This window comes from Ruminococcus sp. B05 (assembly GCF_003628495.1).
GTDB lineage: Bacteria > Bacillota > Clostridia > Lachnospirales > Lachnospiraceae > Schaedlerella > Schaedlerella hominis.
The window spans coordinates 47,224-73,387 of sequence record NZ_RBZR01000002.1 but is presented as its reverse complement, the minus strand read 5'-3'; the positions used below and the strand labels follow the sequence as shown (position 1 = coordinate 73,387).

At 37.8% G+C, this 26,164-nt stretch carries 25 protein-coding genes and 1 tRNA gene; 19 read left to right on the top strand and 7 right to left on the bottom strand.

Features of this window, described 5'->3' with window-relative positions:
* Nucleotides 1-6: 6 nt before the first annotated feature.
* From D8Q48_RS03370 to D8Q48_RS03330, 8 genes are all read left to right on the top strand, one after another.
* A complete protein-coding gene (locus D8Q48_RS03370; RefSeq protein ID WP_118687612.1) occupies nucleotides 7-2,034 on the top strand; it encodes a DNA topoisomerase in 2,028 nt (675 codons plus the stop codon).
* 15 nt (nucleotides 2,035-2,049) lie between these two features.
* On the top strand, nucleotides 2,050-2,721 hold the full coding sequence (locus D8Q48_RS03365; protein ID WP_117989607.1) for a UDP-N-acetylglucosamine pyrophosphorylase: 672 nt from the start codon (nucleotides 2,050-2,052) through the stop codon (nucleotides 2,719-2,721).
* Nucleotides 2,722-3,044: 323 nt separating this feature from the next.
* Nucleotides 3,045-3,521 carry a methylglyoxal synthase gene (locus tag D8Q48_RS03360; protein WP_117989608.1) on the top strand — a complete coding sequence of 159 codons (477 nt, stop codon included), beginning with the start codon at nucleotides 3,045-3,047 and terminating at the stop codon, nucleotides 3,519-3,521.
* 436 nt (nucleotides 3,522-3,957) lie between these two features.
* Complete coding sequence (gene recA / locus D8Q48_RS03350; RefSeq protein ID WP_022076408.1) at nucleotides 3,958-5,046, top strand: recombinase RecA; 1,089 nt, start codon at nucleotides 3,958-3,960, stop codon at nucleotides 5,044-5,046.
* A gap of 1 nt (nucleotide 5,047) precedes the next feature.
* Nucleotides 5,048-5,662, top strand: coding sequence for a regulatory protein RecX (locus tag D8Q48_RS03345; RefSeq protein ID WP_121055423.1), 615 nt, complete (start codon nucleotides 5,048-5,050; stop codon nucleotides 5,660-5,662).
* 84 nt (nucleotides 5,663-5,746) lie between these two features.
* Entirely contained in the window at nucleotides 5,747-7,297 is a 1,551-nt protein-coding gene (gene rny / locus D8Q48_RS03340; protein WP_121055421.1) for a ribonuclease Y, read from the top strand.
* 109 nt (nucleotides 7,298-7,406) lie between these two features.
* Nucleotides 7,407-7,946, top strand: a complete 540-nt coding sequence (locus D8Q48_RS03335; RefSeq protein WP_118687611.1) for an NUDIX hydrolase — start codon at nucleotides 7,407-7,409, stop codon at nucleotides 7,944-7,946.
* A 70-nt stretch (nucleotides 7,947-8,016) separates the two neighbouring features.
* Nucleotides 8,017-8,556: a stage II sporulation protein M gene (locus tag D8Q48_RS03330; protein WP_117989613.1), complete on the top strand. Its 540-nt coding sequence runs from the start codon at nucleotides 8,017-8,019 to the stop codon at nucleotides 8,554-8,556.
* A 49-nt stretch (nucleotides 8,557-8,605) separates the two neighbouring features.
* On the opposite strand, the gene D8Q48_RS03325 is transcribed toward D8Q48_RS03330, so the two are convergent.
* Nucleotides 8,606-9,928 (bottom strand): polysaccharide biosynthesis protein, encoded by a 1,323-nt coding sequence (locus tag D8Q48_RS03325; protein WP_118687610.1) that lies wholly within the window; start codon nucleotides 9,926-9,928, stop codon nucleotides 8,606-8,608.
* Nucleotides 9,929-10,103: 175 nt separating this feature from the next.
* Here D8Q48_RS03325 and D8Q48_RS03320 point away from each other — a divergent pair, with 175 nt between their 5' ends.
* From D8Q48_RS03320 to gpmI, 9 genes are all read left to right on the top strand, one after another.
* A complete protein-coding gene (locus D8Q48_RS03320; protein ID WP_121055572.1) occupies nucleotides 10,104-10,565 on the top strand; it encodes an Rrf2 family transcriptional regulator in 462 nt (153 codons plus the stop codon).
* A gap of 44 nt (nucleotides 10,566-10,609) precedes the next feature.
* On the top strand, nucleotides 10,610-11,794 hold the full coding sequence (gene nifS / locus D8Q48_RS03315) for a cysteine desulfurase NifS (protein ID WP_121055419.1): 1,185 nt from the start codon (nucleotides 10,610-10,612) through the stop codon (nucleotides 11,792-11,794).
* A 35-nt stretch (nucleotides 11,795-11,829) separates the two neighbouring features.
* Nucleotides 11,830-12,273 (top strand): Fe-S cluster assembly scaffold protein NifU, encoded by a 444-nt coding sequence (gene nifU, locus D8Q48_RS03310; protein ID WP_022075784.1) that lies wholly within the window; start codon nucleotides 11,830-11,832, stop codon nucleotides 12,271-12,273.
* Nucleotides 12,273-13,343, top strand: a complete 1,071-nt coding sequence (gene mnmA / locus D8Q48_RS03305; protein WP_121055417.1) for a tRNA 2-thiouridine(34) synthase MnmA — start codon at nucleotides 12,273-12,275, stop codon at nucleotides 13,341-13,343. The genes nifU and mnmA overlap by 1 nt, the downstream gene beginning before the upstream one ends.
* Nucleotides 13,340-14,158, top strand: a complete 819-nt coding sequence (locus D8Q48_RS03300; protein WP_121055415.1) for a histidinol-phosphatase HisJ family protein — start codon at nucleotides 13,340-13,342, stop codon at nucleotides 14,156-14,158. The genes mnmA and D8Q48_RS03300 overlap by 4 nt, the downstream gene beginning before the upstream one ends.
* Before the next feature lie 164 nt (nucleotides 14,159-14,322).
* Nucleotides 14,323-15,336, top strand: coding sequence for a type I glyceraldehyde-3-phosphate dehydrogenase (gene gap, locus D8Q48_RS03295; RefSeq protein WP_117989619.1), 1,014 nt, complete (start codon nucleotides 14,323-14,325; stop codon nucleotides 15,334-15,336).
* A 147-nt stretch (nucleotides 15,337-15,483) separates the two neighbouring features.
* Nucleotides 15,484-16,677, top strand: coding sequence for a phosphoglycerate kinase (locus tag D8Q48_RS03290; protein WP_022075780.1), 1,194 nt, complete (start codon nucleotides 15,484-15,486; stop codon nucleotides 16,675-16,677).
* Nucleotides 16,678-16,750: 73 nt separating this feature from the next.
* Complete coding sequence (gene tpiA, locus D8Q48_RS03285; RefSeq protein WP_117989620.1) at nucleotides 16,751-17,500, top strand: triose-phosphate isomerase; 750 nt, start codon at nucleotides 16,751-16,753, stop codon at nucleotides 17,498-17,500.
* A 79-nt stretch (nucleotides 17,501-17,579) separates the two neighbouring features.
* Nucleotides 17,580-19,118, top strand: a complete 1,539-nt coding sequence (gene gpmI, locus D8Q48_RS03280) for a 2,3-bisphosphoglycerate-independent phosphoglycerate mutase (RefSeq protein WP_117989643.1) — start codon at nucleotides 17,580-17,582, stop codon at nucleotides 19,116-19,118.
* A gap of 91 nt (nucleotides 19,119-19,209) precedes the next feature.
* Here gpmI and D8Q48_RS17090 read toward each other — a convergent pair whose 3' ends face one another.
* Nucleotides 19,210-19,386, bottom strand: coding sequence for a hypothetical protein (locus tag D8Q48_RS17090; protein WP_172696954.1), 177 nt, complete (start codon nucleotides 19,384-19,386; stop codon nucleotides 19,210-19,212).
* A 201-nt stretch (nucleotides 19,387-19,587) separates the two neighbouring features.
* A complete protein-coding gene (locus tag D8Q48_RS03275; RefSeq protein WP_191855105.1) occupies nucleotides 19,588-20,358 on the bottom strand; it encodes a TSUP family transporter in 771 nt (256 codons plus the stop codon).
* Between the two features lie 273 nt (nucleotides 20,359-20,631).
* Between D8Q48_RS03275 and D8Q48_RS03270 the strand changes: the two genes are divergently transcribed.
* A tRNA-Leu gene (locus D8Q48_RS03270) sits at nucleotides 20,632-20,714 on the top strand.
* 99 nt (nucleotides 20,715-20,813) lie between these two features.
* Here D8Q48_RS03270 and D8Q48_RS03265 read toward each other — a convergent pair.
* The 3 genes from D8Q48_RS03265 to D8Q48_RS03255 all read right to left on the bottom strand — a co-directional run bounded on the left by D8Q48_RS03265 (nucleotide 20,814) and on the right by D8Q48_RS03255 (nucleotide 23,163).
* Nucleotides 20,814-21,023, bottom strand: coding sequence for a PTS ascorbate transporter subunit IIC (locus tag D8Q48_RS03265; protein WP_117989646.1), 210 nt, complete (start codon nucleotides 21,021-21,023; stop codon nucleotides 20,814-20,816).
* Between the two features lie 2 nt (nucleotides 21,024-21,025).
* The gene (locus D8Q48_RS03260) at nucleotides 21,026-22,066 is read right to left on the bottom strand and encodes an SPFH domain-containing protein (RefSeq protein WP_121055414.1); all 1,041 of its coding nucleotides are present in this window, start codon (nucleotides 22,064-22,066) and stop codon (nucleotides 21,026-21,028) included.
* Between the two features lie 191 nt (nucleotides 22,067-22,257).
* Nucleotides 22,258-23,163, bottom strand: coding sequence for an AraC family transcriptional regulator (locus D8Q48_RS03255; protein WP_121055412.1), 906 nt, complete (start codon nucleotides 23,161-23,163; stop codon nucleotides 22,258-22,260).
* 175 nt (nucleotides 23,164-23,338) lie between these two features.
* On the opposite strand from D8Q48_RS03255, the gene D8Q48_RS03250 reads away from it, so the two are divergent.
* A complete protein-coding gene (locus D8Q48_RS03250; protein WP_121055410.1) occupies nucleotides 23,339-25,327 on the top strand; it encodes a TIM-barrel domain-containing protein in 1,989 nt (662 codons plus the stop codon).
* Nucleotides 25,328-25,457: 130 nt separating this feature from the next.
* On the opposite strand, the gene D8Q48_RS03245 is transcribed toward D8Q48_RS03250, so the two are convergent.
* Nucleotides 25,458-26,075 (bottom strand): HAD family hydrolase, encoded by a 618-nt coding sequence (locus D8Q48_RS03245; protein ID WP_121055408.1) that lies wholly within the window; start codon nucleotides 26,073-26,075, stop codon nucleotides 25,458-25,460.
* Nucleotides 26,076-26,164: the final 89 nt, after the last annotated feature.

Below are 26,164 nucleotides of genomic sequence, written 5' to 3'. Positions count from 1 at the left end.
GTAAGAATGGGGAAATCGGTATACATAGCAGAAAAGCCGAGTGTGGCACAGGAGTTTGCCAAGGCATTAAAATTAAAAACAAGACGCGGGGATGGATTCCTAGAATCAGATGAAGCAATTGTTACCTGGTGTGTGGGACATCTTGTGACGATGAGTTATCCGGAAGTTTACGATGCTTCTTTGAAAAAATGGAATCTTGACACGCTGCCGTTTCTCCCACAGGATTTTAAGTATGAAGTGATTCCGGGGGTGGAAAAGCAGTTTCGGATTGTGAGTAATATTTTAAATCGAGAAGATGTGGATTGTATTTATGTGTGTACGGACTCAGGACGTGAAGGAGAATATATTTATCGTCTGGTAGAGCAGGAGGCACATGTAGAAGGAAAAGAAAGAAAACGTGTCTGGATCGATTCTCAGACAGAAGAAGAAATCTTAAGAGGAATCAAGGAAGCGAAAGATTTGTCAGAATACGATAATTTAAGTGCTTCAGCATACTTGAGGGCAAAAGAAGACTATTTGATGGGGATTAATTTTTCGCGATTGTTGACATTGAAATATGGAAATAGTATTTCAAATTATCTGCATACAAAATATGCGGTTGTTTCAGTCGGCAGAGTAATGACCTGTGTACTTGGAATGGTTGTAAGAAGAGAGAGAGAAATCCGAGATTTTGTAAAAACACCATTTTATCGTGTGTTAAGTACGATAGATGTATCAGGACAGACATTCGAGGGAGAATGGCGTGCAGTAAAAGGGTCACGTTATTTTGAATCATTTGATCTGTATAAGGAAAATGGATTTAAAGAAAGAAAAAAAGCAGAAGAGTTGATTTCATATCTTAAGGAAAAACAACCAATGGAATGCGAAATTGTATCTATTGAAAAAAAGAAAGAAAAGAAAAATCCACCATTGTTGTATAATCTGGCAGAGTTGCAGAATGATTGTTCAAAACGATTTAAAATCAGTCCGGATGAGACATTGCGTATCGTGCAGGAGCTTTACGAGAAGAAACTGGTGACGTATCCAAGAACAGATGCGAGAGTATTGTCGACTGCAGTTGCAAAAGAAATCGGACATAACTTAAATGGTTTAATGAAATATCCGATGGCAGTACCTTATTTACAGGAAATTGTGAAGTTTGGAACACATAAAGGGTTGGCAAAAACGCGATATGTAAATGACAAGCAGATTACAGATCACTATGCAATTATTCCAACCGGTCAGGGAATAGCGGCATTAAAGAGTGTATCGGTGACAGCAGGAAAGGTATATGATTGTATTGTAAGGCGTTTCTTGAGTATTTTCTATCCGCCGGCAGTATATCAAAAAGTTTCAATCACAACAAAAATCAGAGAGGAAAGCTTTTTTTCGAGTTTTAAAGTGCTGGCAGAGGAAGGCTATTTAAAAGTAGTTGGTGTTCCACAGAAAAAAACAGGACAAGATTCGAAAAATGAAGATGATAATGCACAGAATCTGGATGCTGCATTTTTTCAGACTGTGCAGGCATTGAAAAAAGGAATGCATTTGCCGGTAAAGGCATTAAATATAAAAGAAGGCGAGACATCACCTCCGAAGCGTTATAATTCAGGGTCAATGATTCTGGCAATGGAAAATGCAGGACAACTTATAGAAGACGAAGAATTACGTGCCCAGATTAAAGGAAGCGGGATTGGAACAAGTGCCACGAGGGCTGAGATTTTGAAAAAGCTGGTGAATATTAAGTATTTATCGTTAAATAAAAAAACGCAGATCATTACACCGACATTACAAGGCGAGATGATTTATGATGTGGTGAATCACTCAATCCGCTCTTTATTAAATCCGGAATTGACAGCAAGTTGGGAAAAGGGACTGAATTATGTGGCAGAAGGAGATATCACTCCAGATGAATACATGCAGAAACTCGAACACTTTATCGTCAGCAGGACAGAAGGTGTGCGCGGCTTAAACAATCAATACCAGTTAAGAAATTGTTACGATAGAGCGGCAACATTTTATAATACAAATACAACAAAAGTGAAAAAATCAAAATAGAAGGAGCATTCAAAAATGAAAGAATTAACAGTAAAAGAACTTTATACATTAGATGAGACAATCGCAAAAGATTTATTCGAGGGAGTTACTTATCCATGGGAAGTCCTTCCTAAAATCAGTGCATTTATTTTGGAGTTGGGAGCAACATTAAGCGAAGAAGAATATGAAAAACGAGGAGATAATGTCTGGGTTGCAAAATCAGCTACAGTTGCACCGACAGCTTACATTAACGGACCGGCTATCATTGGGAAAAATGCGGAAGTAAGACATTGTGCATTTATACGAGGAAATGCAATTGTAGGTGAAGGCGCAGTCGTTGGAAACTCAACGGAATTAAAAAATGTAGTTCTTTTTAATAAAGTACAGGTTCCACATTATAATTATGTGGGTGATTCTATTCTTGGATATAAATCACACATGGGAGCAGGTTCTATTACATCCAATGTAAAATCAGATAAGAAACTGGTTGTTGTTAAGACAGCAGAAGGAAATATCGAGACAGGTATGAAGAAGTTTGGAGCTATGGTTGGAGATGAAGTGGAAGTCGGATGCGGAAGTATTTTGAATCCGGGAACAGTAGTGGGAAGCCACACGAATATTTATCCATTGTCTTCAGTGAGAGGATTTGTTCCGGCAGGAAGTATTTACAAAAAACAGGGCGAAGTGGTAGAAAAGCAGAATTTGTAAAAAAAACAGTAAAATAAATGAAAAAACTGCTGTTAAGCGTAAATTTATGATACAATGAATACAGTTCGATGTCCTTGACAAGATTTATCTCAGTCGAGAAGACTCCCACCTCTTTCAGGTGGTGAGTAACAGCAAATTTGTCTCAGTGGGAGTCAAATCTCCGACTGAGATAAACGCTCCGCGAGGATGCGCAGTGATTCTGTAAAGAATGTGTCAGCTTATGCTGACCAGAATCACGCGCCAAGTCTCGCGGCTGCTCGACTTGAATACAAGGCGCCGTCATGAATTATACAACAGGAGAAAGAAGACAGGAGGACGACATTATGTTTGATGAGAATTTTGTGACGTTGGAAATTGGGAAAGCAAAGCATATTGCACTTGTAGCCCATGATGGAAAGAAAAAAGAATTGGTAGAATGGTGTGATAAAAACAAAGAAGTTTTAAAAGGACATTTTCTTTGCGGAACAGGTACAACAGCAAAATTAATTTCAGAGAAGACGGGACTTCCGGTAAAAGGATATTGTAGTGGACCATTAGGAGGAGACCAGCAGATCGGAGCTAAGATTGTAGAAGGACAGATTGATTTTATGATTTTCTTGTGGGATCCGTTGGAAGCGCAGCCACATGATCCAGATGTAAAAGCATTGCTTAGAATTGCCGTTGTATATGATATTCCGGTAGCGAATAATCTGGCGACAGCAGACTTTATGTTACATTCTGAATTTATGGATAAACCATATGAGAGAAAGATTGAAAATTTTAGTAAGACAATTCAGGATCGTGTGAATCGCATGAAATAGAACAGATAGAAGAGGGCAGCACATTGTTTTATCTTAGTCGAGAAGACAAGAGACTGCCCTTTTTTGTTGCCGTTCAAGGTAAAATGTGCATTCTTCGTTCCAATCAGTGTAGTGATTGACATGGGAGTGAACGGTAATGCAGAAATTATCGGAATGAGAAATTCGAAAAACTGCTTGCAAAAAATGAAACAACCATATTATAATAAATTTGTCCACAAAATCTGTGGAATCAATGTGCGAAGATTCAAATCGCATAAAGAGTCAGAGTATCTTGTGATTCTTACTATTTCCCAAGAAAAATATAAAAATTAAATAGAGCCTGAAAAAAGCGAGGTGGTAAAGTGGATAAAAATATTTATTGACTTTTTGAAATAATTATACTACTATATTAACAGAAGGACGAACAACTGTTCGAATTTAAAAGGAGAGTCAAGTTATGGCGAACGCAAATGAAGAGAAGAAGAAAGCGCTGGATGCAGCGATTGCAAAATTAGAGAAAGATTTTGGTAAAGGGGCAGTGATGAAGCTGGGAGATTCCGGAGCTCATGTGAATGTGGAGACGGTTCCTACAGGCTGTTTGAGTCTTGATCTGGCATTGGGACTTGGCGGAGTGCCAAAGGGAAGAATTATTGAAGTGTACGGACCGGAGTCAAGTGGTAAGACAACAGTTGCATTACATATGATCGCAGAAGTACAGAAGAGAGGCGGAATTGCTGGATTTGTAGATGCAGAACACGCATTGGATCCTGTTTATGCAAAGAATATAGGTGTTGATATTGACGAGTTATATATTTCGCAGCCGGACAGTGGGGATCAGGCACTTGAGATCGCTGAGACGATGGTGCGTTCAGGAGCGATGGATATTATTGTTATCGACTCTGTAGCAGCATTGGTTCCGAGACAGGAGATTGAAGGGGATATGGGTGACAGTCATGTCGGCCTGCAGGCGAGATTGATGTCACAGGCGTTAAGAAAACTTACACCGGTTATCAGTAAGTCTAATTGCGTTGTTATTTTTATCAATCAGTTGCGAGAAAAAGTTGGAGTTATGTTCGGTAATCCAGAGACAACAACAGGTGGTCGTGCGTTGAAGTTTTATGCCTCTGTGCGTATGGATGTGCGTCGTATTGAGACGCTAAAGCAAAGCGGTGAGATGGTAGGTAACCGTACCAGAATTAAGATTGTGAAGAATAAGATTGCACCTCCGTTTAAAGAGGCAGAATTTGATATTATGTTCGGAAAAGGAATTTCTAAATCAGGGGATATTCTGGACCTTGCAGCAAATTGTGATGTCGTGAAGAAGAGTGGTGCGTGGTATGCTTATGAAGGAGAGAAAATTGGGCAGGGACGTGAGAATGCCAAATCTTTCCTGGAAGCAAACCCAGAGATTATGGATGAAATCGAGAAAAAGGTAAGAACACACTATCATCTCGGGGCAGAATATGCAGAAGATGCCGCAGAGGATCTGAAGTTAAAAAAAGCTCCTGCTGATGTAGAAAAAGTGGAAAGTCCGGAAGAAAAATAAGATGCAGGTAACAAAAGTAGAATCACTGACAAAGACAAAGTGGAAGGTGGAACTGGATGGCCAGTTCGCCTTCGTTTTATATAAGAAAGAAATATTACAATTTGGAATTGAAGTGAATGGAGAACTCAGTGAAGAATTGTATGAACAGATTAAGAAGGATGTAGTGTTAAAAAGGGCAAAATTGCGGGCGATGCATTTGCTGACAGATATGGCAAGGACAGAATCACAATTGAGGGATAAACTAAAAAGAAATATGTATCCGGAAGATGTGATATCACAAGCAATCGCATATGTAAAATCATTTGGTTATATCAATGATGAAGCATATATTGAAAATTTTATACAAAGCAAACAAGAAACAAAAAGCAGAAAAGAGATTTATGCATTGTTGCTCGGAAAAGGAGTGTCATCAGAACAAATTGACCTGGTGTTTGAACAATGTTATGAAAAAAGTACTGAACAGGAGGCAATTTCGCGCCTGATCCGCAAAAAAAATGTGGATATTTTGCATGCTTCCGAGCAGGAATTACACAAATTATATGGTTATCTTGCACGAAAAGGATTTCAATATGATGATATCCGTCAAGTGATACAAAACTATAAGGACAATGCTTGACAGAATTGTGAAAACAGTATAAAATTTATATGTTGTATTTATGAGAAAAAATGTACAATGAAAATTTAATAAGGAGGTGCTCCTGTGCAATTAATAAGTATAATTATTGCTATAGCCCTCGCGTTGATAGTTGGGATTGTTACTCACTTTGTTACGATTTCCAATTTAAAGAAGGATGCAGATTCTAAAATTGGAAATGCAGAATCAAAGGCAAGAGAGATAATCGATGATGCCGTTAAAACTGCTGAAACAACGAAAAAAGAAGCGCTCTTGGAAGTGAAGGAAGAGTCTATAAAGACAAAGAATGAACTTGAGAAAGAGACAAAGGAAAGAAGAGCCGAATTGCAGTCTTATGAAAAACGTGTGCTTGCAAAAGAAGCGTCAGTTGACAAAAGAACAGAAGCAATCGGACAGCGCGAAGCAAGGTTTACAGCGAAGGAAGAACAGCTCAGACAGAAAGAACTGAAAGTGGAAGAGCTGAATCAAAAAAGAGTACAGGAACTGGAACGAATCTCAGGACTTACCTCCGAACAAGCAAAAGAATATCTGTTAAAAACTGTGGAAGATGATGTGAAGCATGATACAGCTAAGATGATCAAAGATTTGGAGACACAGGCAAAAGCGGATGCTGACAAGAAAGCAAAAGAATATGTTGTCAGTGCCATTCAGCGTTGTGCAGCAGATCATGTAGCTGAGACAACAATTTCTGTTGTACAGCTTCCAAGCGATGAAATGAAAGGTAGAATTATCGGACGTGAGGGACGTAATATCCGTACCCTTGAGACGTTGACAGGTGTTGAACTGATTATTGATGATACACCGGAAGCGGTTGTATTGTCCGGATTTGACCCAATTCGTCGCGAAATCGCAAGAATTGCTCTGGAAAGATTGATTGTGGATGGTCGTATCCACCCGGCAAGAATTGAGGAGACGGTGGAAAAAGCACAAAGAGAAGTAGAAACAATGATCCGCGAAGAAGGAGAGGCTGCTGCACTGGAAGTTGGTGTGACAGGTATCCATCCGGAATTGATTCGCTTACTTGGACGTATGAAGTTCAGAACAAGCTACGGACAGAATGCATTAAAACATTCTGTAGAAGTAGCACAGCTTTCAGGTTTATTAGCCGGGGAGATTGGTCTGGATGTTCGTATGGCAAAACGTGCAGGTCTATTACATGATATCGGTAAATCCATTGATCATGATGTAGAAGGATCTCACATTCAGATTGGTGCTGATCTTTGTAGAAAATACAAAGAATCCGCAACTGTTATCAATACAGTAGAGTCTCATCATGGAGATACAGAACCACAATCTTTGATTGCATGTGTGGTTCAGGCAGCAGACACAATTTCTGCAGCGAGACCGGGAGCAAGAAGAGAGACAATCGAAACATATACAAACAGATTAAAACAGTTAGAAGAGATTACAAACCAGTTTAAAGGGGTTGATAAATCTTTTGCTATTCAGGCAGGTAGAGAGATTCGAGTAATGGTAGTTCCAGAACAGGTAACCGATGATGATATGGTACTTATGGCTAGAGATATTGCAAAACAGATTGAATTTGAATTAGAATATCCGGGTCAGATTAAAGTGAATGTAATTCGTGAATCACGTGTTACAGATTATGCAAAATAACAGATAATCGGACTGTTTTATAAAAGTATGACCCTTGTCGTAAGACAAGGGTTTCTTTGTATATCCGAGGTGCAGAATATTTACCCGGTACATGGAAAGGAGAGATAAAATGAGCGAACATTTTAAAAGATTAAAAAGAGAATTAAAGTTTAAAGGTGCAATTATTGACTTTTATCAGGATACGATGGAGATTGATGGGAATCATACAGCAACCTGGGATTTTATTAACCACAAAGGAGCTGCAGCGGTCGTTCCTGTTACGAAAGAAGGAAAAATTCTGATGGTAAGACAATATCGTAATGCTTTAGACCGATACACATTGGAAATACCTGCAGGTGCATTGGATGCAGTAGATGAACCGGGAATTGAATGTGCATCAAGAGAACTGGAAGAAGAGACGGGATATAAGAGTAACAATTTAGAATGGCTTATCACTCTTAGAACAACAGTAGCATTTTGTAATGAAAAAATAGAAGTATTTGTAGCAAGAGATTTGATTCCATCACATCAACATCTGGATGAAGATGAATTTATCGATTTGAAAGAATATACATTGGATGAATTGAAAGAAAAAATCTTTTTGGGAGAAATTGAAGATTCAAAAACAGTGTCTGCTTTGATGGCATATGCAGTAAAATTTCATCAATAAGAATAAAGTATGTAGTTAAAATGCCCGGCATATAATGGAGTATCAATTATGAAAAACAGGAGGAATATCCGTGAGATCACTTCAGGTAAAAAAGCAACTTTTAGCTTTTTTTATGCCGGGCTTTTTGATTGGCATTCTATATGCCAATTGCTTTTTGAAACAGACAATAGTAGATACGAATCTATTTGATATTGAAATTTTAAAGAAGTATACAGAAATAAACTCATTTGGAAATATTTATTTCCTCTATATTGTCCAAATCCGTCTGATTCCGTTTATATTATTAATGGCATTGGCATTTACAAAAATAAAAAAGCTGTTAATGCCGATTGTGGTTAGTGGCAGTGCGTTTTCAATTGGAGTATTACTGACAGTTGCAGCTATAAAAATAGGAATGAAAGGGGTTTTACTTTGCATTGTATCCGTAATTCCTCAAAGTATATGCTATGTACCGGCATATTTAGTTGTATTGATATATTGTATGCAATATCCGAGCAGACAGTGGAGCCGGCAAAAAACAGTTTTTGTTATTGGCGTGTTGATAATAGGGATGATAATCGAAGCATATCTGACACCGATAATTCTAAGAAGTATTATAAGATGTTGGTAAAAAGCATAGTGGTTTCCTGCAAAGTAAAATGCATGAAACCACTATGCTTTTATTGGTTTGTGGAAACCCAATGATAAATAAGAAAAATGCAAAGCAGACTGACAAGTAATTGACTGCTAAGCAGACCCCATAAATAACCTTGTATTCCAAAGAGTGGGATGATATAAAAAACACTGAGGATTCTTACAGATAAGCCTAAGGTATTAATTAAAAATGTCCATCCTGTTTTTCCCAGACCATTTATAATACTTAAAAAAGAAGCATTTACATATAAGAAAGGGCAAATCCAGGAAAGCGTTACAATAAAATTTCCGGCCAAATCACTATGAAAAAGAATATTTCCAAGTAAATGACCAAAAAGCAGAAAGCATAAACAGGAGAATAAACCAAGAGAAAAACAAAATCTGCTCACTTTTTTTATGATTCGTAGTAAAGAAGAATCTTGAGATGCCTGGATTTCAGCAACGGTAGGCATCAACATAATAGACAAAGAACTAGTGACCGCCGTAGGAAATAGAATGCATGGCAAAGCCATTCCGTTTAATACGCCATAAATTCGAAGAGATTCTGAGGCGGAATACTGAAAACGTCTTAATTGTATAGGAATGGAAATTGCTTCTATACTCTGCAATAGATTAATTAATACGCGGTTGGCAGTGAGGGGGATGGACAAGGATAATAATTCGCGTAAGTGACGGGGAAAATTTTTACATAGATTAGTGGCTGCAGTTAAATCAGAAGGAAAATGATTAAAAATTTGTGCGGCATATACAGTTGAGAATAATTCACCTATAACGAGACCGCTGACAGCTATGGAAATGGACACGGTCTGTCCTTTTTGAATTAGAAAAAAGAAAAAAATGTAAACGGATAAGATACGAGTACATTGTTCTATAAGCTGTGAAATAGCAGGAATCTTAGTTTCCTTAAGACCATAATAATATCCACAGATACAGCTGTGAATAGCACAGAAAGGGAAAGCATAGGACAAGATGATTAACATGTTTTTACAGCGAGAATCATGTAAAAGTCTATCGGCGATGAAGAGTGCATTTTTTTGAAGAAAGAGAGTACAAAAGAGGGATAGAAAGAAAGCTGCGATTAATCCGGATAATAAAACTTCCCTGGCTTCATCTGGTTTGCCAAGAGCTCGTTTACGGGCAACAGTACGAGAAAGAGCGGTTTCTATACCAGAGATGGAAAACGAAATGCAAAGTGCATATATAGGGAAAATAAGCTGATAGAGACCGATGCCTTCTTCACCAAAAATACGACTCAAAAAAATACGGTAGAAGAATCCCATGAACCTGCTTAGGAAACCAGTTAATGTTAAAACAAAAGTTCCAAGAATAATTGATTGTTTTTTTGACATAGAAAACCCGTGATTTTAAAATGCTATTTATATAAAATATTCAATTCCCTTCCTTGACAGAACAATAGAAAAATGATATTCTAGCAATGTGAAATCCTAGCAGAATAATAGGAATTAAAATGCTAGGAAATAAAACACTAGGAAATAGATGCACAAAAAGTCGGAAGGTGATAGATTGAAATTATCTACAAAAGGAAGATATGGACTGCGTGCGCTGATTGATCTGGCACAATATAGCGAGAAAGAGCCTGTTTCTATAACAAGCATTTCCAATAGACAGGGAATCTCAGAACGCTATCTGGAACAGCTTATGGCAAAGCTTAAGAAAGCAGAAATCGTAAAAAGTATACGAGGAGCCGGAGGTGGATATATATTAGGAAAAGATATGCATGAGATTTCAGTAGGAGATGTGTTAAGAGCTTTGGAAGGAAGTCTGGATCCGGTAGAATGTTCAGGGCTAAGTGCCGAAGAAGGTTGTTCGGCTTCGGAAAATTGCGTTACCAAATATGTATGGCAAAAGATTAATGACAGTATCAATCAGACGGTAGACAGTATTATGTTAGATCAACTTGTAGAAGAAAGTAAGCAGAAATGCTGTGATGCAAGTATGAAGCAGTCTGAGACATGTAAGAATTAAGATAAAAAATAAGACAAGATAATAGAACTGGCGGAGGAAATACAATGAGCAGATTAATTTATTTAGATAATGCAGCAACAACAAAAACTGCACCGGAAGTTGTAGAAGCAATGCTTCCATATTTTACAGAACATTATGGAAATCCATCTAGTATTTATGGATTTGCTGCTGCGAACAAAGAAGTGATCGCAAAGCAAAGAGAAACAATTGCAAATGCATTAGGTGCAAAAACAAATGAAATTTATTTCACAGCAGGTGGTTCGGAATCTGACAACTGGGCACTGAAAGCAACAGCGGAAGCTTACGAAAAAAAGGGAAAACATATTATCACAAGTAAAATTGAACACCATGCGATTCTGCATACATGTGAATATCTTGAAAAACATGGATATGAAGTGACATATCTTAATGTAAATGAGAATGGTATCGTGGATCTGGAAGAACTCAAAGCTGCAATCCGTCCGGATACAATATTGATTTCAGTTATGTTTGCAAATAATGAGATTGGTACAATTCAGCCAATCAAAGAGATTGGTGAGATTGCACATGAACATGGAATTCTCTTCCATACAGATGCGGTTCAGGCATTTGGGCAGGTTCCGATCAATGTAGATGAATGTCATATTGATATGCTTAGTGCGAGTGGACATAAGTTGAATGGACCAAAGGGAATCGGTTTCTTATATATTAGAACAGGTGTTAAAATACGTTCGTTTGTTCATGGCGGTGCACAGGAAAGAAAACGTCGTGCAGGTACAGAGAATGTTCCTGGAATCGTCGGAATAGGAACAGCAACAGAGCGTGCAATCAGCACAATGAAAGAACGAACTGCAAAAGAAGTAGAATTGAGAGATTATCTGATTGAAAGAATTGAAAATGAGATTCCGTATTGCCGCCTTAACGGAGACAGAAAAAAACGTTTGCCAAATAATGTGAATTTCAGTTTCCGATTTGTAGAAGGGGAATCCCTTTTGATTATGCTTGATATGAAAGGTATTTGTGCTTCAAGTGGTTCAGCATGTACATCAGGTTCATTAGATCCATCTCATGTACTTTTAGCAATCGGACTTCCACATGAAATTGCACATGGTTCTTTGAGAATGACATTGAGTGAAGAGGTGTCAAAAGAAGATTTGGATTATGTAGTAGACAATTTAAAAGCAATTGTGGAGAATTTAAGAAGTATGTCTCCATTATATGAGGATTTTGTGAAAAAACAAAATAAATAAGAGATAAGCGAAAGAAAACCAGGAGGAAATATAATATGTATTCAGAAAAAGTTATGGATCATTTTCAACATCCAAGAAATGTAGGGGAAATCGAAGACGCAAGTGGAGTAGGTACAGTAGGTAATGCAAAATGTGGAGATATCATGAGAATTTATCTTGATATTGACGAAAATCAGATCATCCGTGACGTGAAGTTTAAAACATTTGGATGCGGTGCCGCAGTTGCAACAAGCAGTATGGCAACAGAACTTGTAAAAGGTAAAAATATCCAGGAAGCAATGCAGATTACAAACAAAGCAGTTATGGAGGCTCTTGATGGACTTCCACCGGTAAAAGTACATTGCTCACTGCTTGCCGAAGAAGCTATCCATGCAGCACTTTGGGATTATGCAGAAAAAAATGGTATTAAGATTGAAGGACTTGAAAAACCAAAATCAGATATCCATGAAGGTGAAGAAGAGGAAGAAGAGGAATATTAATGAGCACAGTAGTAGTAGGAATGTCCGGAGGTGTGGATTCGTCTGTTGCAGCATATCTGTTGAAAGAACAAGGATATGATGTAGTAGGAGTGACGATGCAGATCTGGCAGGATGAAGAACAGGCTGTACAAGAAGAAAATGGCGGATGCTGTGGGTTGAGTGCAGTAGAAGATGCACGTCGTGTAGCAGCAAATTTGGGGATTCCATATTATGTAATGAATTTCAAACAGGAGTTCAAAGAAAATGTGATAGATTATTTTGTGGATGAATATCTTCATGGAAGAACTCCAAATCCATGTATTGCATGCAATCGATATGTAAAATGGGAGTCCTTGCTGACAAGAAGTCTTTCAATTGGGGCAGATTATATTGCGACAGGACATTATGCAAGAATTGATCAGCTTGAGAATGGAAGATATGCGATTCGGCGTTCTGCTACACTGGCAAAGGATCAGACTTATGCACTGTACAATTTGACACAAGAACAGCTGAAAAGAACATTGATGCCAGTCGGCCAGTATTCAAAAGATGAGATTCGCAAGATAGCAGAAAAGATAGGATTATTGGTTGCAAATAAGCCGGACAGTCAGGATATATGTTTTGTGCCGGATGGAGACTATGCTTCTTATATAGAAGAAAATGCAGCTGTAAAAATTCCGGAAGGTAATTTTGTAACATTAGATGGGAAGGTTTTAGGAAAACATAAAGGAATCATTCATTATACAGTGGGACAACGAAAAGGTCTTGGCCTGTCATTGGGATACCCTGCTTTTGTATTAGAAATTCGTCCGGAGACAAATGAAGTTGTGATTGGAACAAATGAAGATTCAATGACAACCACATTAAAGGCAAACAGGGTGAATTTTATGTCGGTTGAAGATTTGCCGGAACCAAAAAGAGTTTTTGCAAAAATCAGATATAATCATAAAGGTGCCTGGTGTACGGTAGAAAAAACAGGCGAAGATGAGATTACCTGTACATTTGAAGAACCGCAAAGAGCAGTGACCCCGGGACAGGCAGTTGTATTGTATGATGGAGAATATGTACTTGGAGGCGGAACAATCCTATGATATTAAGCGACAGTCATATGCACACCGTTTTTTCTACAGACAGTGATACGCCGGTGGAAAAAATGATAGAAGGTGCAATAGCGAAAGGATTAAGATTAATTTGCATTACAGATCATTTTGATAAAGATTTTCCTTCTGATACAGAATTTGGGAAAGATGCTTTTCAATTCGATTTGGATGAGTATATGCAGACTATGAAAAAAATACAGAAAGAATATGAAGATAAGATACATATTCGAATTGGAATAGAACTTGGACTGCAGACTCATTTGCAAGAATTCTATCAAAAATTGACACAACAGTATCCATTTGATTTTGTGATTGGTTCTGTACATCTGGTAGATGGGAAAGATCCGTACTACAGAGAGGGCTTCGCAGAATTGTCGGACCGCGAATTATATAGAAAAGGATTTGAGAATACTTTAGAAAATCTGCAACATGTAACAGCATTCGATGTGTTGGGGCATTTGGACTATGTAGTGCGTTATGGGACTTACAAGGAAAAAGAATATTCACAGACAGAGTTTTCAGATATTATTGATGAAATTCTAAAACGCGTTATTGAGCTTGGAAAAGGTATTGAGTTGAATACGGCAGGGTGGAAATATGGACTTCCGTTTTGTAATCCGCATCCGGATGTATTGAAAAGATACCGGGAGCTTGGAGGAGAAATCATAACGATCGGAGCAGACGGACACAAGCCGGAACATATTGCATATGATTTCGGAAAGGTAAATGATGTCTTAAAGGCTTGTGGTTTTAAATATTATACAGAATTTGAAGAAAGAAAACCGATTTTTAAACAACTTACATAAAAAACAAACAAAATGGATTTAGGACTTGAATTTTTGTTCTTGTTTTAGTACAATAATCTCAGTTGATGAATCTTTAACAAAGTAATTGTGCTTTGTTAAATGGATATCACCATGATAGACTGTATTACAGTTGACAATTTATATAACTTTAGGAGGAATTAATCATGGCAGTAAAAGTAGCGATTAATGGTTTTGGACGTATTGGACGTCTTGCATTCAGACAGATGTTCGGAGCAGAGGGATTTGAAATTGTAGCAATCAATGATTTAACATCTCCAAGCATGCTTGCTCACCTGTTGAAATATGATTCAACACAGGGAAGATATGCACTGGCTGACAAAGTAGAGGCAGGAGAAGACTCTATCACAGTTGACGGAAAAGAAATCAAAATTTACGCAAAAGCTAACGCAGCTGAACTTCCATGGGGAGAGATTGGTGTTGACGTTGTTCTGGAGTGTACAGGATTCTACACATCTAAAGCAAAAGCTCAGGCTCATATTGATGCAGGTGCTAAACACGTTATTATTTCTGCACCAGCAGGAAATGATCTTCCTACAATCGTTTACAATGTAAACCACGAGCAGCTTACAAAAGATGATACAATCATCTCAGCAGCTTCTTGTACAACAAACTGTTTAGCTCCAATGGCTAAAGCATTGAATGATCTTGCAGAAGTTCAGTCTGGTATCATGTGCACAATCCATGCATATACAGGAGATCAGATGACTCTTGATGGACCACAGAGAAAAGGTGACCTCAGAAGATCTCGTGCAGCAGCAGTTAATATCGTACCTAACAGCACAGGTGCAGCAAAAGCAATCGGTCTGGTTATCCCAGAACTGAACGGAAAACTGATTGGTTCTGCTCAGCGTGTTCCTACTCCAACAGGATCAACAACAATCCTTACAGCAGTAGTTAAAGGTGAAGTTACAGTTGACCAGATCAACGAAGCTATGAAAGCAGCTTCTAACGAATCATTCGGATATAACACAGATCAGATCGTATCTAGCGATATCGTAGGAATGAAATTTGGTTCTCTGTTCGATGCTACACAGACAATGGCTCTTCCAACAGGTGATGGAAATACAGAGGTTCAGGTTGTATCTTGGTATGACAACGAGAACTCTTACACAAGCCAGATGGTAAGAACAATCAAACATTTCGGAACATTACTGTAAGCCGAAATTGGGAATATGAAACGGATGTATGTCCGGGAATAGACTCACAAAGGGTCCGGTCTTATTGGGACCGGACCCTTTTTAAATTTATAAGAAGCAAATTTCTATAAATTTAAAAATGCTTTATAAAAAAGGAGAATTACAACTATGCTTAACAAAAAATCAGTAGATGATATCAACGTAAAGGGCAAAAGAGTTCTTGTAAGATGTGACTTCAACGTTCCATTGATCGATGGAAAAATTACAGATGAAAATCGTCTTGTAGCAGCTCTTCCAACAATCAAAAAATTAGTTGCAGATGGAGGAAAGATTATTCTTTGTTCTCATCTTGGAAAACCAAAGGGAGAGCCAAAACCAGAATTATCACTTGCTCCAGTAGCAGTTCGTTTATCAGAATTACTTGGACAGGAAGTAAAATTTGCTGCTGATCCAGAAGTAGTAGGACCAAACGCAAGAGCTGCAGTAGAAGCTATGAAAGATGGAGATATCATCCTTCTTGAGAACACTCGTTACAGAGCTGAAGAGACAAAGAACGGAGAGGCATTCAGCAAAGATCTTGCATCTCTGTGTGATGTATTCGTTAACGATGCATTCGGAACAGCTCATAGAGCACACTGCTCTAACGTTGGTGTAACACAGTTCGTTGATACAGCAGTTGTTGGATACTTAATGCAGAAAGAGATTGATTTCCTTGGTAATGCAGTAAACAATCCAGAGAGACCATTCGTAGCAATCCTTGGTGGTTCTAAAGTTTCAAGCAAAATCTCTGTAATCGAGAACTTACTTGATAAAGTAGATACATTGATCATCGGTGGTGGAATGTGCTTCACATTCAGCAAAGCTCAGGGTGGAAAAGTAGGAAATTCTCTTCTTGAAGAGGATTACTGCCAGTATGCATTGGATATGATCAAAAAAGCTGAAGAAAAAGGTGTAAAACTTCTTCTTCCTGTAGATGCAATCATTGCAGATGAATTCTCTAATGATGCAAATACAAAAGTAGTTCCTATGGGAGAGATTCCAGAAGGATGGATGGGACTTGATGTAGGTCCGGAGACAGCTAAGTTATATGCTGACGCTGTAAAAGATGCGAAGACAGTTGTATGGAACGGACCAATGGGATGTTTCGAGATGCCTAAATTCGCTACAGGAACAGAGACAGTTGCAAAAGCACTTGCTGATACTGATGCAGTTACAATCATTGGTGGTGGAGATTCAGCAGCAGCAGTTAACCAGCTTGGATATGGTGACAAGATGACACATATCTCAACAGGTGGTGGAGCTTCTCTGGAATTCCTTGAAGGAAAAGAATTACCAGGTGTTGCAGCAGCAAATGATCGTTAATTATCTGTTATTCAGCAAATGATTTTGAATAATAAAATTGTTTTAACAAAAAATAGATGAGGAGGCCAATAAAATGGCAAGAAAGAAAATTGTAGCAGGAAACTGGAAAATGAATAAAACTCCAAGTGAGGCAGTAGCACTTGTAGAAGAATTAAAACCATTAGTAGCAAATGAAGAAGTTGATGTTGTATTCTGTGTACCAGCAATCGACATCGTTCCTGTTGTGGAAGCAACAAAAGGAACAAACATCCAGGTTGGTGCTGAGAACATGTATTTCGAAGAGAGCGGAGCTTACACAGGAGAGATTTCTCCAGCAATGCTTGTAGATGCAGGAGTAAAATATGTTGTTCTTGGACATTCTGAGAGAAGAGATTACTTCGGAGAGACAAACGAAGATGTAAATAAAAAAGTTCTTAAAGCATTTGAGCATGGCCTTACACCAATCATGTGCTGTGGAGAAACTCTTGAGCAGAGAGAACAGGGTGTTACAATGGACTTTATCCGCCAGCAGGTTAAAGTTGGATTCCAGAATGTAACAGCAGATCAGGCTAAAGAAGCAGTTATCGCTTACGAGCCAATCTGGGCTATTGGAACAGGAAAAACAGCTACAACAGAGCAGGCTGAAGAAGTTTGTGCAGGAATTCGTGCTTGCATCGCTGAAGTTTATGATGAGGCTACAGCTGAGGCAATTCGTATTCAGTACGGCGGATCTGTAAATGCTGGTAATGCAGCAGAGTTATTTGCTCAGGCAGATATCGATGGAGGTCTTGTTGGAGGAGCTTCCCTCAAAGCTGATTTTGGAAAAATTGTTAACTACAAATAATTAAAAAGCATTGGCGTGGGGAGTCGAACAGGCTCTCCACAATTGCTGTTACCTTAAAGATAGAAAGGAAACACATATAATGAGTAAAAAACCAACCGTATTGATGATTCTTGATGGATATGGATTGAATGATAAAGAAAAAGGCAATGCTGTTGCTGAAGGTAAAACTCCGGTTATGGATAAGCTTATGGCAGAATATCCATTTGTAAAAGGATATGCAAGTGGAATGGCTGTAGGACTTCCGGATGGACAGATGGGTAACTCAGAAGTAGGACATCTGAACATGGGAGCAGGTAGAATTGTATATCAGGATCTTACAAAGATTACAAAAGCAATTCAGGATGGAGATTTCTTTGAAAATAAAGCACTTCTTGCAGCTTGTGAGAATGTAAAAAGCAATGATTCTGCATTACATTTGATGGGACTTATGTCTGATGGTGGAGTACACAGCCATATTGAACATGTATTTGGACTTCTTGAACTCGCTAAAAAACAAGGCATTGAAAAAGTATATGTACATTGCTTCCTTGATGGCCGTGACACACCTCCGGCATCAGGAAAAGAATATGTAGAGCAGTTAGAAGCTAAGATGAAAGAACTTGGTGTTGGAGCAGTTGCAAGCGTATCAGGACGTTATTATGCAATGGATCGTGATAATCGTTGGGATCGTGTGGAAAAAGCTTACAATGCAATCGTTAAAGGGGAAGGCGAGACAGCTGAGTCTGCTACAGCAGGAATTCAGGCATCTTATGACAATGATGTGACAGATGAATTTGTACTTCCAACAGTCATTGTAAAAGACGGTGCACCACTTGCAACAATCAAAGAAAATGATTCTGTTATCTTCTTTAACTTCCGCCCTGACAGAGCAAGAGAGATCACAAGAACTCTTTGCGATGATGAATTTACAGGATTCGAAAGAGGAGAAAGAGTAAAAACAACATTTGTTTGCTTTACAGAGTATGATGTTACAATCGCAAACAAACAGGTTGCATTTGTAAAAGATGAAATTACAAATACATTTGGAGAGTTCCTTGCAAAAAATGGTCTGAAACAGGCTCGTATTGCAGAAACAGAAAAATATGCACATGTAACATTCTTCTTTAATGGTGGAGTAGAAGAGCCAAATGAAGGAGAAGACAGAATTCTTGTAAAATCTCCAAAGGTAGCAACATATGACTTGAAACCTGAGATGAGTGCATACGAAGTGTGCGATAAATTAGTAGATGCAATAAAATCTGATAAGTATGACGTAATCATCATCAACTTTGCTAATCCGGATATGGTAGGACATACTGGTGTAGAGGATGCAGCAATCAAAGCGATTGAAGCTGTTGATGAGTGTGTTGGAAAAGCAGTAGATGCCATCAAAGAAGTAGATGGGCAGATGTTTATTTGTGCAGACCACGGAAATGCAGAGCAGCTGATCGATGATGAAACTGGAGAGCCATTTACAGCTCACACAACAAATCCGGTTCCATTTATTCTTGTAAATGCAGACCCTGCATACAAATTAAGAGAAGGTGGATGCCTGGCAGATATCGCTCCTACATTAATCGAATTGATGGGAATGGAACAGCCAGCTGAGATGACAGGTAAATCTTTACTTGTAAAATAATAAATAGACAAAAAATAAAAGGAGTAGAATTCTTATAATGGAATTCTACTCCTTATTTGTTGAGTATTAAAATATTTTCAGCCATGGCATCTTACTTTCTGTACATATATCCAGAAAAATTACCATTCATACATGCAAGCCCCTTGACAATTGTCTCATAATTTTCTGAAAAATATTTTTTGATTGAAGAAACTACTTTATTTAATAATTCTTCCTGATAGTTTAAAAATTCTTTTGACATTTCTGGTGTTAATGCAAAATCAAACATAATATATCTCCTTTTCTTATCTTACATAATTGTTTTGGAAAATTTCTTTTCCCTTGCTACGTGTATTATAATAGCATTACTAAAATAAATTGTTTAGATAAGTTTTTGTGTAAAAAATAGGTCATTATTGACATTTGAAAGCTGAATAGGGACGGAATTTTCCGGCTTTTTCTATCAGAAAAGAGCCGGAAAACTCCGTCCCTATATGATTTTCAGCAGGAGCAGAAATAGTACAAGTAAAATACTGGGACGAACAATTTTAGCTCCACTTTTCATTACCATTCCTGCGCCAAGATAACCTCCAAGCATATTACAAAGGGCAGCAGCAATTCCAAGAGGAATAAGTACCTGTCTGTTTAAAAAGAATATGACTAAAGAAGTGATATTGGTTGTAAGATTAATAACTTTTGCCTGTGCATTGGCTGTTTTAATACTAAGCTTAGCAAATACAGTAAAGGCGATAATTAAAAATGTACCGGTTCCCGGACCGTAAAATCCATCATACATTCCAATCACAAAAGCAGCAATGGAAGCAGTGAGATAAGTACGTTTATCAAGTGTAATAACATCGTTTTCATTATCATGGAACAGCTTTTTGTTTAGTACAAAAAACGCAGCAATCGGCAGAACGACAATCAGTACATGCATCATTATTTTTTCAGGAATAATCAGAGAAATATGTGCTCCGATGGCAGAGCCGATAATTGCCATAATAACGGATGGAACTGCTAATTTAAAATTTACCAGGCCATTCTTGATAAAGCGGGCGGTTGCAAGGGTAGTCCCGCAAGTTGATGAAAGTTTGTTAGTTGCAATCGCAGTATGGGTAGGAAGTCCGGCAATCAGATATGCTGGAAGCGAGATCAGACCGCCTCCGCCGCCGATTGCGTCAACCAACCCGGCGAGAAATAAAAACGGACAGACAATCAGAAACATAGAAAGCGTCGGTTCAATTGTAATAATGGTATTCATGAAAATTCTCCTTGTAGTAAATATAATTCAGTGTCATAATCTGAATAGATGAACATGTCAAAGTATAGCATAAAGAAGGATAAAGTGTAAATATAAGTAGTTGGCTTGAAGTGTCTGGCAGCTCAAAAATTTGCGCTTTTTTGATGAAAATATATTGAATTAAAGAAATTTTATGTTTTTTTGAAAAAAATGAAAAAAATTAAAAAAAGCTATTGCAAAAATAGAAATGATATGGTAAGATAAATCTCGGTTCGGAGATGATACGAACTGTGAGCGGATGTGGCGGAATGGCAGACGCACAAGACTCAAAATCTTGCGTAGGTGACTACGTGCGGGTTCAAGTCCCGCCATCCGCATAAAACCTGAGAACAATTACTGTCCTCAGGTTTTTTGTTATGTATACGAAAAAAGGTCCAATGGACCTTTTTTATTTTGCACAGCATTAAACTGTTTTTTTAAGAAATATCTAAATCAATCGGCTCATCCAGATGTTCAGAAACATATTTCCCATTTTTCTTTCGTTGTCGGACGCATTCAGTCAGAAGATATTCAATCTGACCATTTACAGAACGAAAATCATCTTCTGCCCAGGCTGCAATTGCGTCATACAATTTGTTGGAGAGACGCAGAGGAACTTGTTTCTTTTTATTATCCTTTTCAGCCATAATTAATACAGGCTTCCAGAATTAATAATTGGTTGGGTGTCATGGTTACCACACAGAACAACCAGTAGATTAGATACCATAGCAGCCTTACGTTCTTCATCCAGTTCTACAACATCTTTTTCATTTAATTGATTAAGAGCCATTTCAACCATTCCGACAGCACCGTCAACAATCATTTTTCTTGCATCAATGATTGCAGAGGCTTGCTGACGTTGAAGCATAACAGCGGCAATTTCAGGGGCGTAAGCAAGATAAGTGATTCTTGCTTCAATAATCTCAAGACCTGCATCGGCCACTTTATTCTGAATTTCTTCGCGGATTCTCGCGGCAACAATCTCACTGGAGCCACGCAGACTTCCTTCATCTGCCTGACCATCCCCCGTTGTATCTACATCAGGTGCAGTATCATATGGATAGATGCGGACAATATTACGAAGAGCACCATCACATTGCAGGGAAAGATATTCTTTATAATTATCTACATTGAAAACAGCTTTCGCTGTGTCTACTACGCGCCATGTGACAGCAATCCCGATTTCAATTGGATTTCCCAGACAGTCATTAATTTTCTGACGGGAATTATTGAGTGTCATAACCTTGAGAGAAATCTTTTTGCTTGAAGATTCTTCTGCTGTTCCGGTTGTAGAAATTCCTAAAATGTTAGAAAGGTTTGCATTTTTCTTTGCATTATTATCAACATCACCACTCTGGCTTAATTTTGTTTTGGAAGCAGGATTTACACTTGTACAGAAAGGATTCACAAAATAGAATCCAGCCTCTTTGAGTGTACCCACATAATTACCGAAAAGAGTAAGTACGAGAGCTTCCTGTGGTTTAAGGACTTTCAGACCGAGGAATGGAACCCATCCAATACTAAGCCAGATAATACTGATAATCAATACAGTAACAGCAGGTGCAGTAACTGAAAATCCCATGGATATAGCAGAAAAAATACATCCGGCAATTGCAATCATATAAAGGAAAGAAAAAAGCAGAAGCATTCCCATTCCATTCTTTTTAGTTGACAATATTTTCTCATTCATGTTGATTCCTCCTTTGAAATAGAATGAAATTTATTTGATATCATTATGATATCATCTCTCGCGAAAAAGTCAATATACTAAAAATAATTGATATATATAAATTCAAGACGAACGTCCGTGAGACTTGGCGCGTGATTCTGGTCAGCGAAGCTGACATATTCCTATCAGAATCACTGCGCATCCTCGCGGAGTTATTGAAGTTGTCGATATTTTTGAGGCGTAGACCCTTTCAGCTCCTTAAATTTCCGAATAAAATAACTTACATTTTCAAATCCACAGTCCAAACTAATCTCCAGTACGCTTTTAGTAGTATCTCGCAACATTTCACAAGCTTGTTCGATACGGTATTGAATCAGGTATTTCATTGGCGGCATACCGGTGATATCTTTGAAAAAACGGCATAGGTATTGGCTGTTACATTCTGCGATTTCAGCAAGGTTATCTAAAGAAATATGTTCAGGATAATGCAACTCCATATAGGAAACAAGTTTTTTGTAGCGTGCAATTTTCTGGCGGTCAGAGGATGAAAGTGTATCATTTTTCTGAAGAAAAAAATGATGCAAATACATCGTGCTCATCATTTCCAATAACTGCAATTTACAGGAGATATACCAATTCTCAGTTTGCAAGAGAGAATCATGCAAAATTTTTTGAATCCGTGGATAAAGCACAGGATAAAGAGCATCATTTGGGTGTAATACGTGAGGAAAAATATTATCGTGGTTTATAAATGGCTGCAGGATATCTGTCTGCAATGCATCAGAATATTGAAAAGCCAAAAGCTCAGGATTGAAAATGAATACGTCGTGTATGGTGCCTTTTTTTAACCCGGTGATTTGATGTAAATCCCCACTATTTAAAAAAGCAATATCACCTTCGTTTAATATATATTGCTCCAGATTGATTTCAAATTCATAACGTCCTTTGAGGATTAAGATGATTTCTATTGTGTGATGCCAGTGGCGCTCCACAAAGAAATGATTTGGATAAAATGAGTTGTTTCCTGATTCAAAGTGGAGTCCGATCATAGGATGCTTTTTGGTTCCGTGAGATGCATGTTCCTTTAAGGAAGTATCGAGATAAGTTTTATTATACATAAATCAAAGTCCTTTCAAATGTATCAATTAAATTTATAACATCTATAAAAAGTCAATATTGTGTTATAATTATAGCGGATATTGCAAGAAATATCAAATCCATAACGATATACTGTGATTATAAGGCAACCATTTATCAGACAAGTGACGAAAATAAAACTAGGGAGGAATCAAAATGAAGCGTTATGAATATGGAAATCCATTTGACACAGAAGCAATCGTAGAGAAGGTTGATGCAACAAAAGGAAATCCAAAGTACGGAACTATTTCACAGAAAGAAGGATTTGTATTTACTTATATTATGGATGAAGATGATATCGTTTATGGTCTTGGTGAGGCAAATCGAGGAATTAATAAGAGAGGATATTGTTATATCAGTGACTGTTCAGATGACCCGGAACATACAGAAGATAAACGTTCTTTATATGCGGCACATAATTTTATTATTGTGAGCGGCAAGCAGACATTTGGAATGTTCTTTGATTATCCGTCAACATTGACATTTGATATTGGATATACACGAATGGATACAATGAAAGTATCCTGTGAAAATGCGGATTTGAATTTGTATGTATTTGAAGGAGAAAATGCATACGATATTGTAAAACAGTTCCGCAAAGCAATCGGACATAGTTATATCCCACCTAAATTTGCGTTTGGATTCGGACAGAGCAGATGGGGATATGAGACAAAAGAAGATTTTTGTAAAGTAGCAGCAAAATATCGTGAAAATCATATTCCATTGGATATGATATATATGGATATTGATTACATGCAGGATTTTAAAGATTTTACATTAAATGAGGAAAACTTCAAAGATTTCCCAGGATTTGTACAGGAAATGAAAGATAAAAATATTCGCTTGATACCGATTATTGATGCAGGTGTTAAAGTCGAAGATGGATATTCGATTTATGAAGAAGGTGTGGAAAAACAATACTTCTGTAAACGTGAAGACGGAAGTGATTTTGTGGCAGCAGTTTGGCCGGGAGATACACATTTCCCAGATGTATTGAATGCGGATGCAAGAAAATGGTTTGGAGACCAGTATCGTTTTTTGACAGAGCAGGGAATTGAAGGTTTTTGGAATGATATGAATGAGCCGTCTATTTTCTACTCAAAAGAAGGGCTTGCCGAAGCAAAGGAGGTTGCAAGACGATTTGCAGATGATGAAGAAGGCAAGGTGAACTTATGGGAAGTAGGTGGAAAATTATTTGGACTTGCAAATAATCATGAAGATTACCGTAGATTTTATCATCTTGTAAATGGAAAGAAAGTGCGTCATGACAAAGTGCACAATCTGTTTGGGTATAATATGACTAGAGCAGCAGGAGAAGCATTTGAACGGATCAATCCTGAGAAACGTTTTCTTATGTTCTCACGTTCTTCGTATGTGGGCATGCATCGCTATGGTGGAATATGGACAGGAGATAACAAATCCTGGTGGTCACACATTTTGTTAAATTTGAAAATGATGCCGTCTTTGAATATGTGTGGTTTCTTGTATACAGGAGCAGACCTTGGTGGATTTGGGGCAGATACAACAAGAGATTTGTTGTTACGCCATCTTGCATTAGGTGTCTTTACACCATTGATGCGTGATCATGCGGCAAAGGGCACGAGAGAGCAGGAATGTTATCAGTTTGAACAGATAGAAGATTTCCGCCATGTAATAGGTGTCAGATATCGTCTGATTCCATATTTGTACAGTGAATATATGAAAGCTGCATTGAATGACGATATGTATTTTAAGCCATTAGCGTTTGAATATCCGGAGGATAAGAGGGCTGTTCGTGTAGAAGATCAGTTAATGCTTGGAAATGAGATTATGATTGCACCGGTTTACGAACAGAATGCACGAGGCCGTTATGTTTATCTTCCAGAGACAATGAAGTTTGTCAAGTTCTTACCAGACGGAACAATCTTGGAAGAAATTTTGGAAAAAGGCGATCATTATGTTGAAGTTGCATTAAATGAAGTGCCATTATTTATCCGAAGTGGAAAATGCATTCCATTGGCAGAAACTGCGGAATCGGTGGCAGAGCTGGATACAGAAAATTTGAAAATGATTGGATTTGAAGGCACACAATATACACTGTATGAAGATGATGGAGTGCATAAAGATTACGGGAATGTAGAAAATTATCGGAAACTAACGATGTAAAAATCATACTGAAAAAATTTATAAAAAAATAAAACGGTGACAGAAACATAGGTGAATCATCCGGGAAAATACATAAAAGGTGCAACAAATGAAAGAAAATATTTGTTGCACCTTAAATTATCCGGCAGAATTAAAAAAGTGTTGTCAGTCCTGTGATGTCTTTGATTCTTGTCTTTGCATCAGGAACATCACCAAATCCATATTCTGCAAAAATGAAGGGAACATCAGCTTCTTTGCATGCATCGGCATCGCCTTGTGTGTCACCGACATAAACAACATCTTTTAGATTGTTACGTTCCATTAAGGTACGGATCGTTTTGCCTTTGGATGTGTTTGTCTGACCAAAACAAAGCGTGTCTGCAACATATTTATCCAGACCGGAAGTAGAAAGCATAACTTCTATATAACCACAGGCGCAGTTACTGACAATAAAAAGTTTGTGCTTTTTGGAGAGTTTTTGAAATGTTTCTTTAACTCCGTCAAATACCGGGCAAGGTTCTTCGGCGAGCAGTTGGTTTTCATATTCAAAACACAAGTCGCCAAGATGAGTGCGTTCCTCTAAAGGAAGCATAGGGAAAACAATATCGCAGATTTCATCCATTGTCTTTCCGAATATTCTGTTTAACAGTGGAGCATCTACGATCAAGTCTAAATCTGAATTCTCCTCAATCGCTTTTGTCCATGCCTTTGCGACAGCATCAGTTGAGTTCCAAAGTGTTCCGTCTACATCAAAAATAATTCCATCCATTTATAAGAGTCTCCTTTTATTGTGGTAAAAAAATCTAAATTTATGGATTGCAGTCATAAGAGTAAAAGACTGCAATTATTATGCAATAT

What these genes read in the sequence shown, in the direction of transcription:
- gpmI (WP_117989643.1), top strand. Translation starts at nt 17,580, where the DNA reads ATGAGTAAAAAACCAACCGTATTGATGATTCTTGATGGATATGGATTG.
- D8Q48_RS03360 (WP_117989608.1), top strand. Translation starts at nt 3,045, where the DNA reads ATGTTTGATGAGAATTTTGTGACGTTGGAAATTGGGAAAGCAAAGCAT.
- D8Q48_RS03250 (WP_121055410.1), top strand. Translation starts at nt 23,339, where the DNA reads ATGAAGCGTTATGAATATGGAAATCCATTTGACACAGAAGCAATCGTA.
- D8Q48_RS03365 (WP_117989607.1), top strand. Translation starts at nt 2,050, where the DNA reads ATGAAAGAATTAACAGTAAAAGAACTTTATACATTAGATGAGACAATC.
- D8Q48_RS03275 (WP_191855105.1), bottom strand. Translation starts at nt 20,358, where the DNA reads ATGAATACCATTATTACAATTGAACCGACGCTTTCTATGTTTCTGATT.
- D8Q48_RS03370 (WP_118687612.1), top strand. Translation starts at nt 7, where the DNA reads ATGGGGAAATCGGTATACATAGCAGAAAAGCCGAGTGTGGCACAGGAG.
- D8Q48_RS03345 (WP_121055423.1), top strand. Translation starts at nt 5,048, where the DNA reads ATGCAGGTAACAAAAGTAGAATCACTGACAAAGACAAAGTGGAAGGTG.
- D8Q48_RS17090 (WP_172696954.1), bottom strand. Translation starts at nt 19,386, where the DNA reads ATGTTTGATTTTGCATTAACACCAGAAATGTCAAAAGAATTTTTAAAC.
- D8Q48_RS03265 (WP_117989646.1), bottom strand. Translation starts at nt 21,023, where the DNA reads ATGGCTGAAAAGGATAATAAAAAGAAACAAGTTCCTCTGCGTCTCTCC.
- nifS (WP_121055419.1), top strand. Translation starts at nt 10,610, where the DNA reads ATGAGCAGATTAATTTATTTAGATAATGCAGCAACAACAAAAACTGCA.
- D8Q48_RS03255 (WP_121055412.1), bottom strand. Translation starts at nt 23,163, where the DNA reads ATGTATAATAAAACTTATCTCGATACTTCCTTAAAGGAACATGCATCT.
- D8Q48_RS03260 (WP_121055414.1), bottom strand. Translation starts at nt 22,066, where the DNA reads ATGAATGAGAAAATATTGTCAACTAAAAAGAATGGAATGGGAATGCTT.
- mnmA (WP_121055417.1), top strand. Translation starts at nt 12,273, where the DNA reads ATGAGCACAGTAGTAGTAGGAATGTCCGGAGGTGTGGATTCGTCTGTT.
- gap (WP_117989619.1), top strand. Translation starts at nt 14,323, where the DNA reads ATGGCAGTAAAAGTAGCGATTAATGGTTTTGGACGTATTGGACGTCTT.
- tpiA (WP_117989620.1), top strand. Translation starts at nt 16,751, where the DNA reads ATGGCAAGAAAGAAAATTGTAGCAGGAAACTGGAAAATGAATAAAACT.
- D8Q48_RS03325 (WP_118687610.1), bottom strand. Translation starts at nt 9,928, where the DNA reads ATGTCAAAAAAACAATCAATTATTCTTGGAACTTTTGTTTTAACATTA.
- D8Q48_RS03335 (WP_118687611.1), top strand. Translation starts at nt 7,407, where the DNA reads ATGAGCGAACATTTTAAAAGATTAAAAAGAGAATTAAAGTTTAAAGGT.
- D8Q48_RS03300 (WP_121055415.1), top strand. Translation starts at nt 13,340, where the DNA reads ATGATATTAAGCGACAGTCATATGCACACCGTTTTTTCTACAGACAGT.
- D8Q48_RS03290 (WP_022075780.1), top strand. Translation starts at nt 15,484, where the DNA reads ATGCTTAACAAAAAATCAGTAGATGATATCAACGTAAAGGGCAAAAGA.
- recA (WP_022076408.1), top strand. Translation starts at nt 3,958, where the DNA reads ATGGCGAACGCAAATGAAGAGAAGAAGAAAGCGCTGGATGCAGCGATT.
- nifU (WP_022075784.1), top strand. Translation starts at nt 11,830, where the DNA reads ATGTATTCAGAAAAAGTTATGGATCATTTTCAACATCCAAGAAATGTA.
- D8Q48_RS03245 (WP_121055408.1), bottom strand. Translation starts at nt 26,075, where the DNA reads ATGGATGGAATTATTTTTGATGTAGACGGAACACTTTGGAACTCAACT.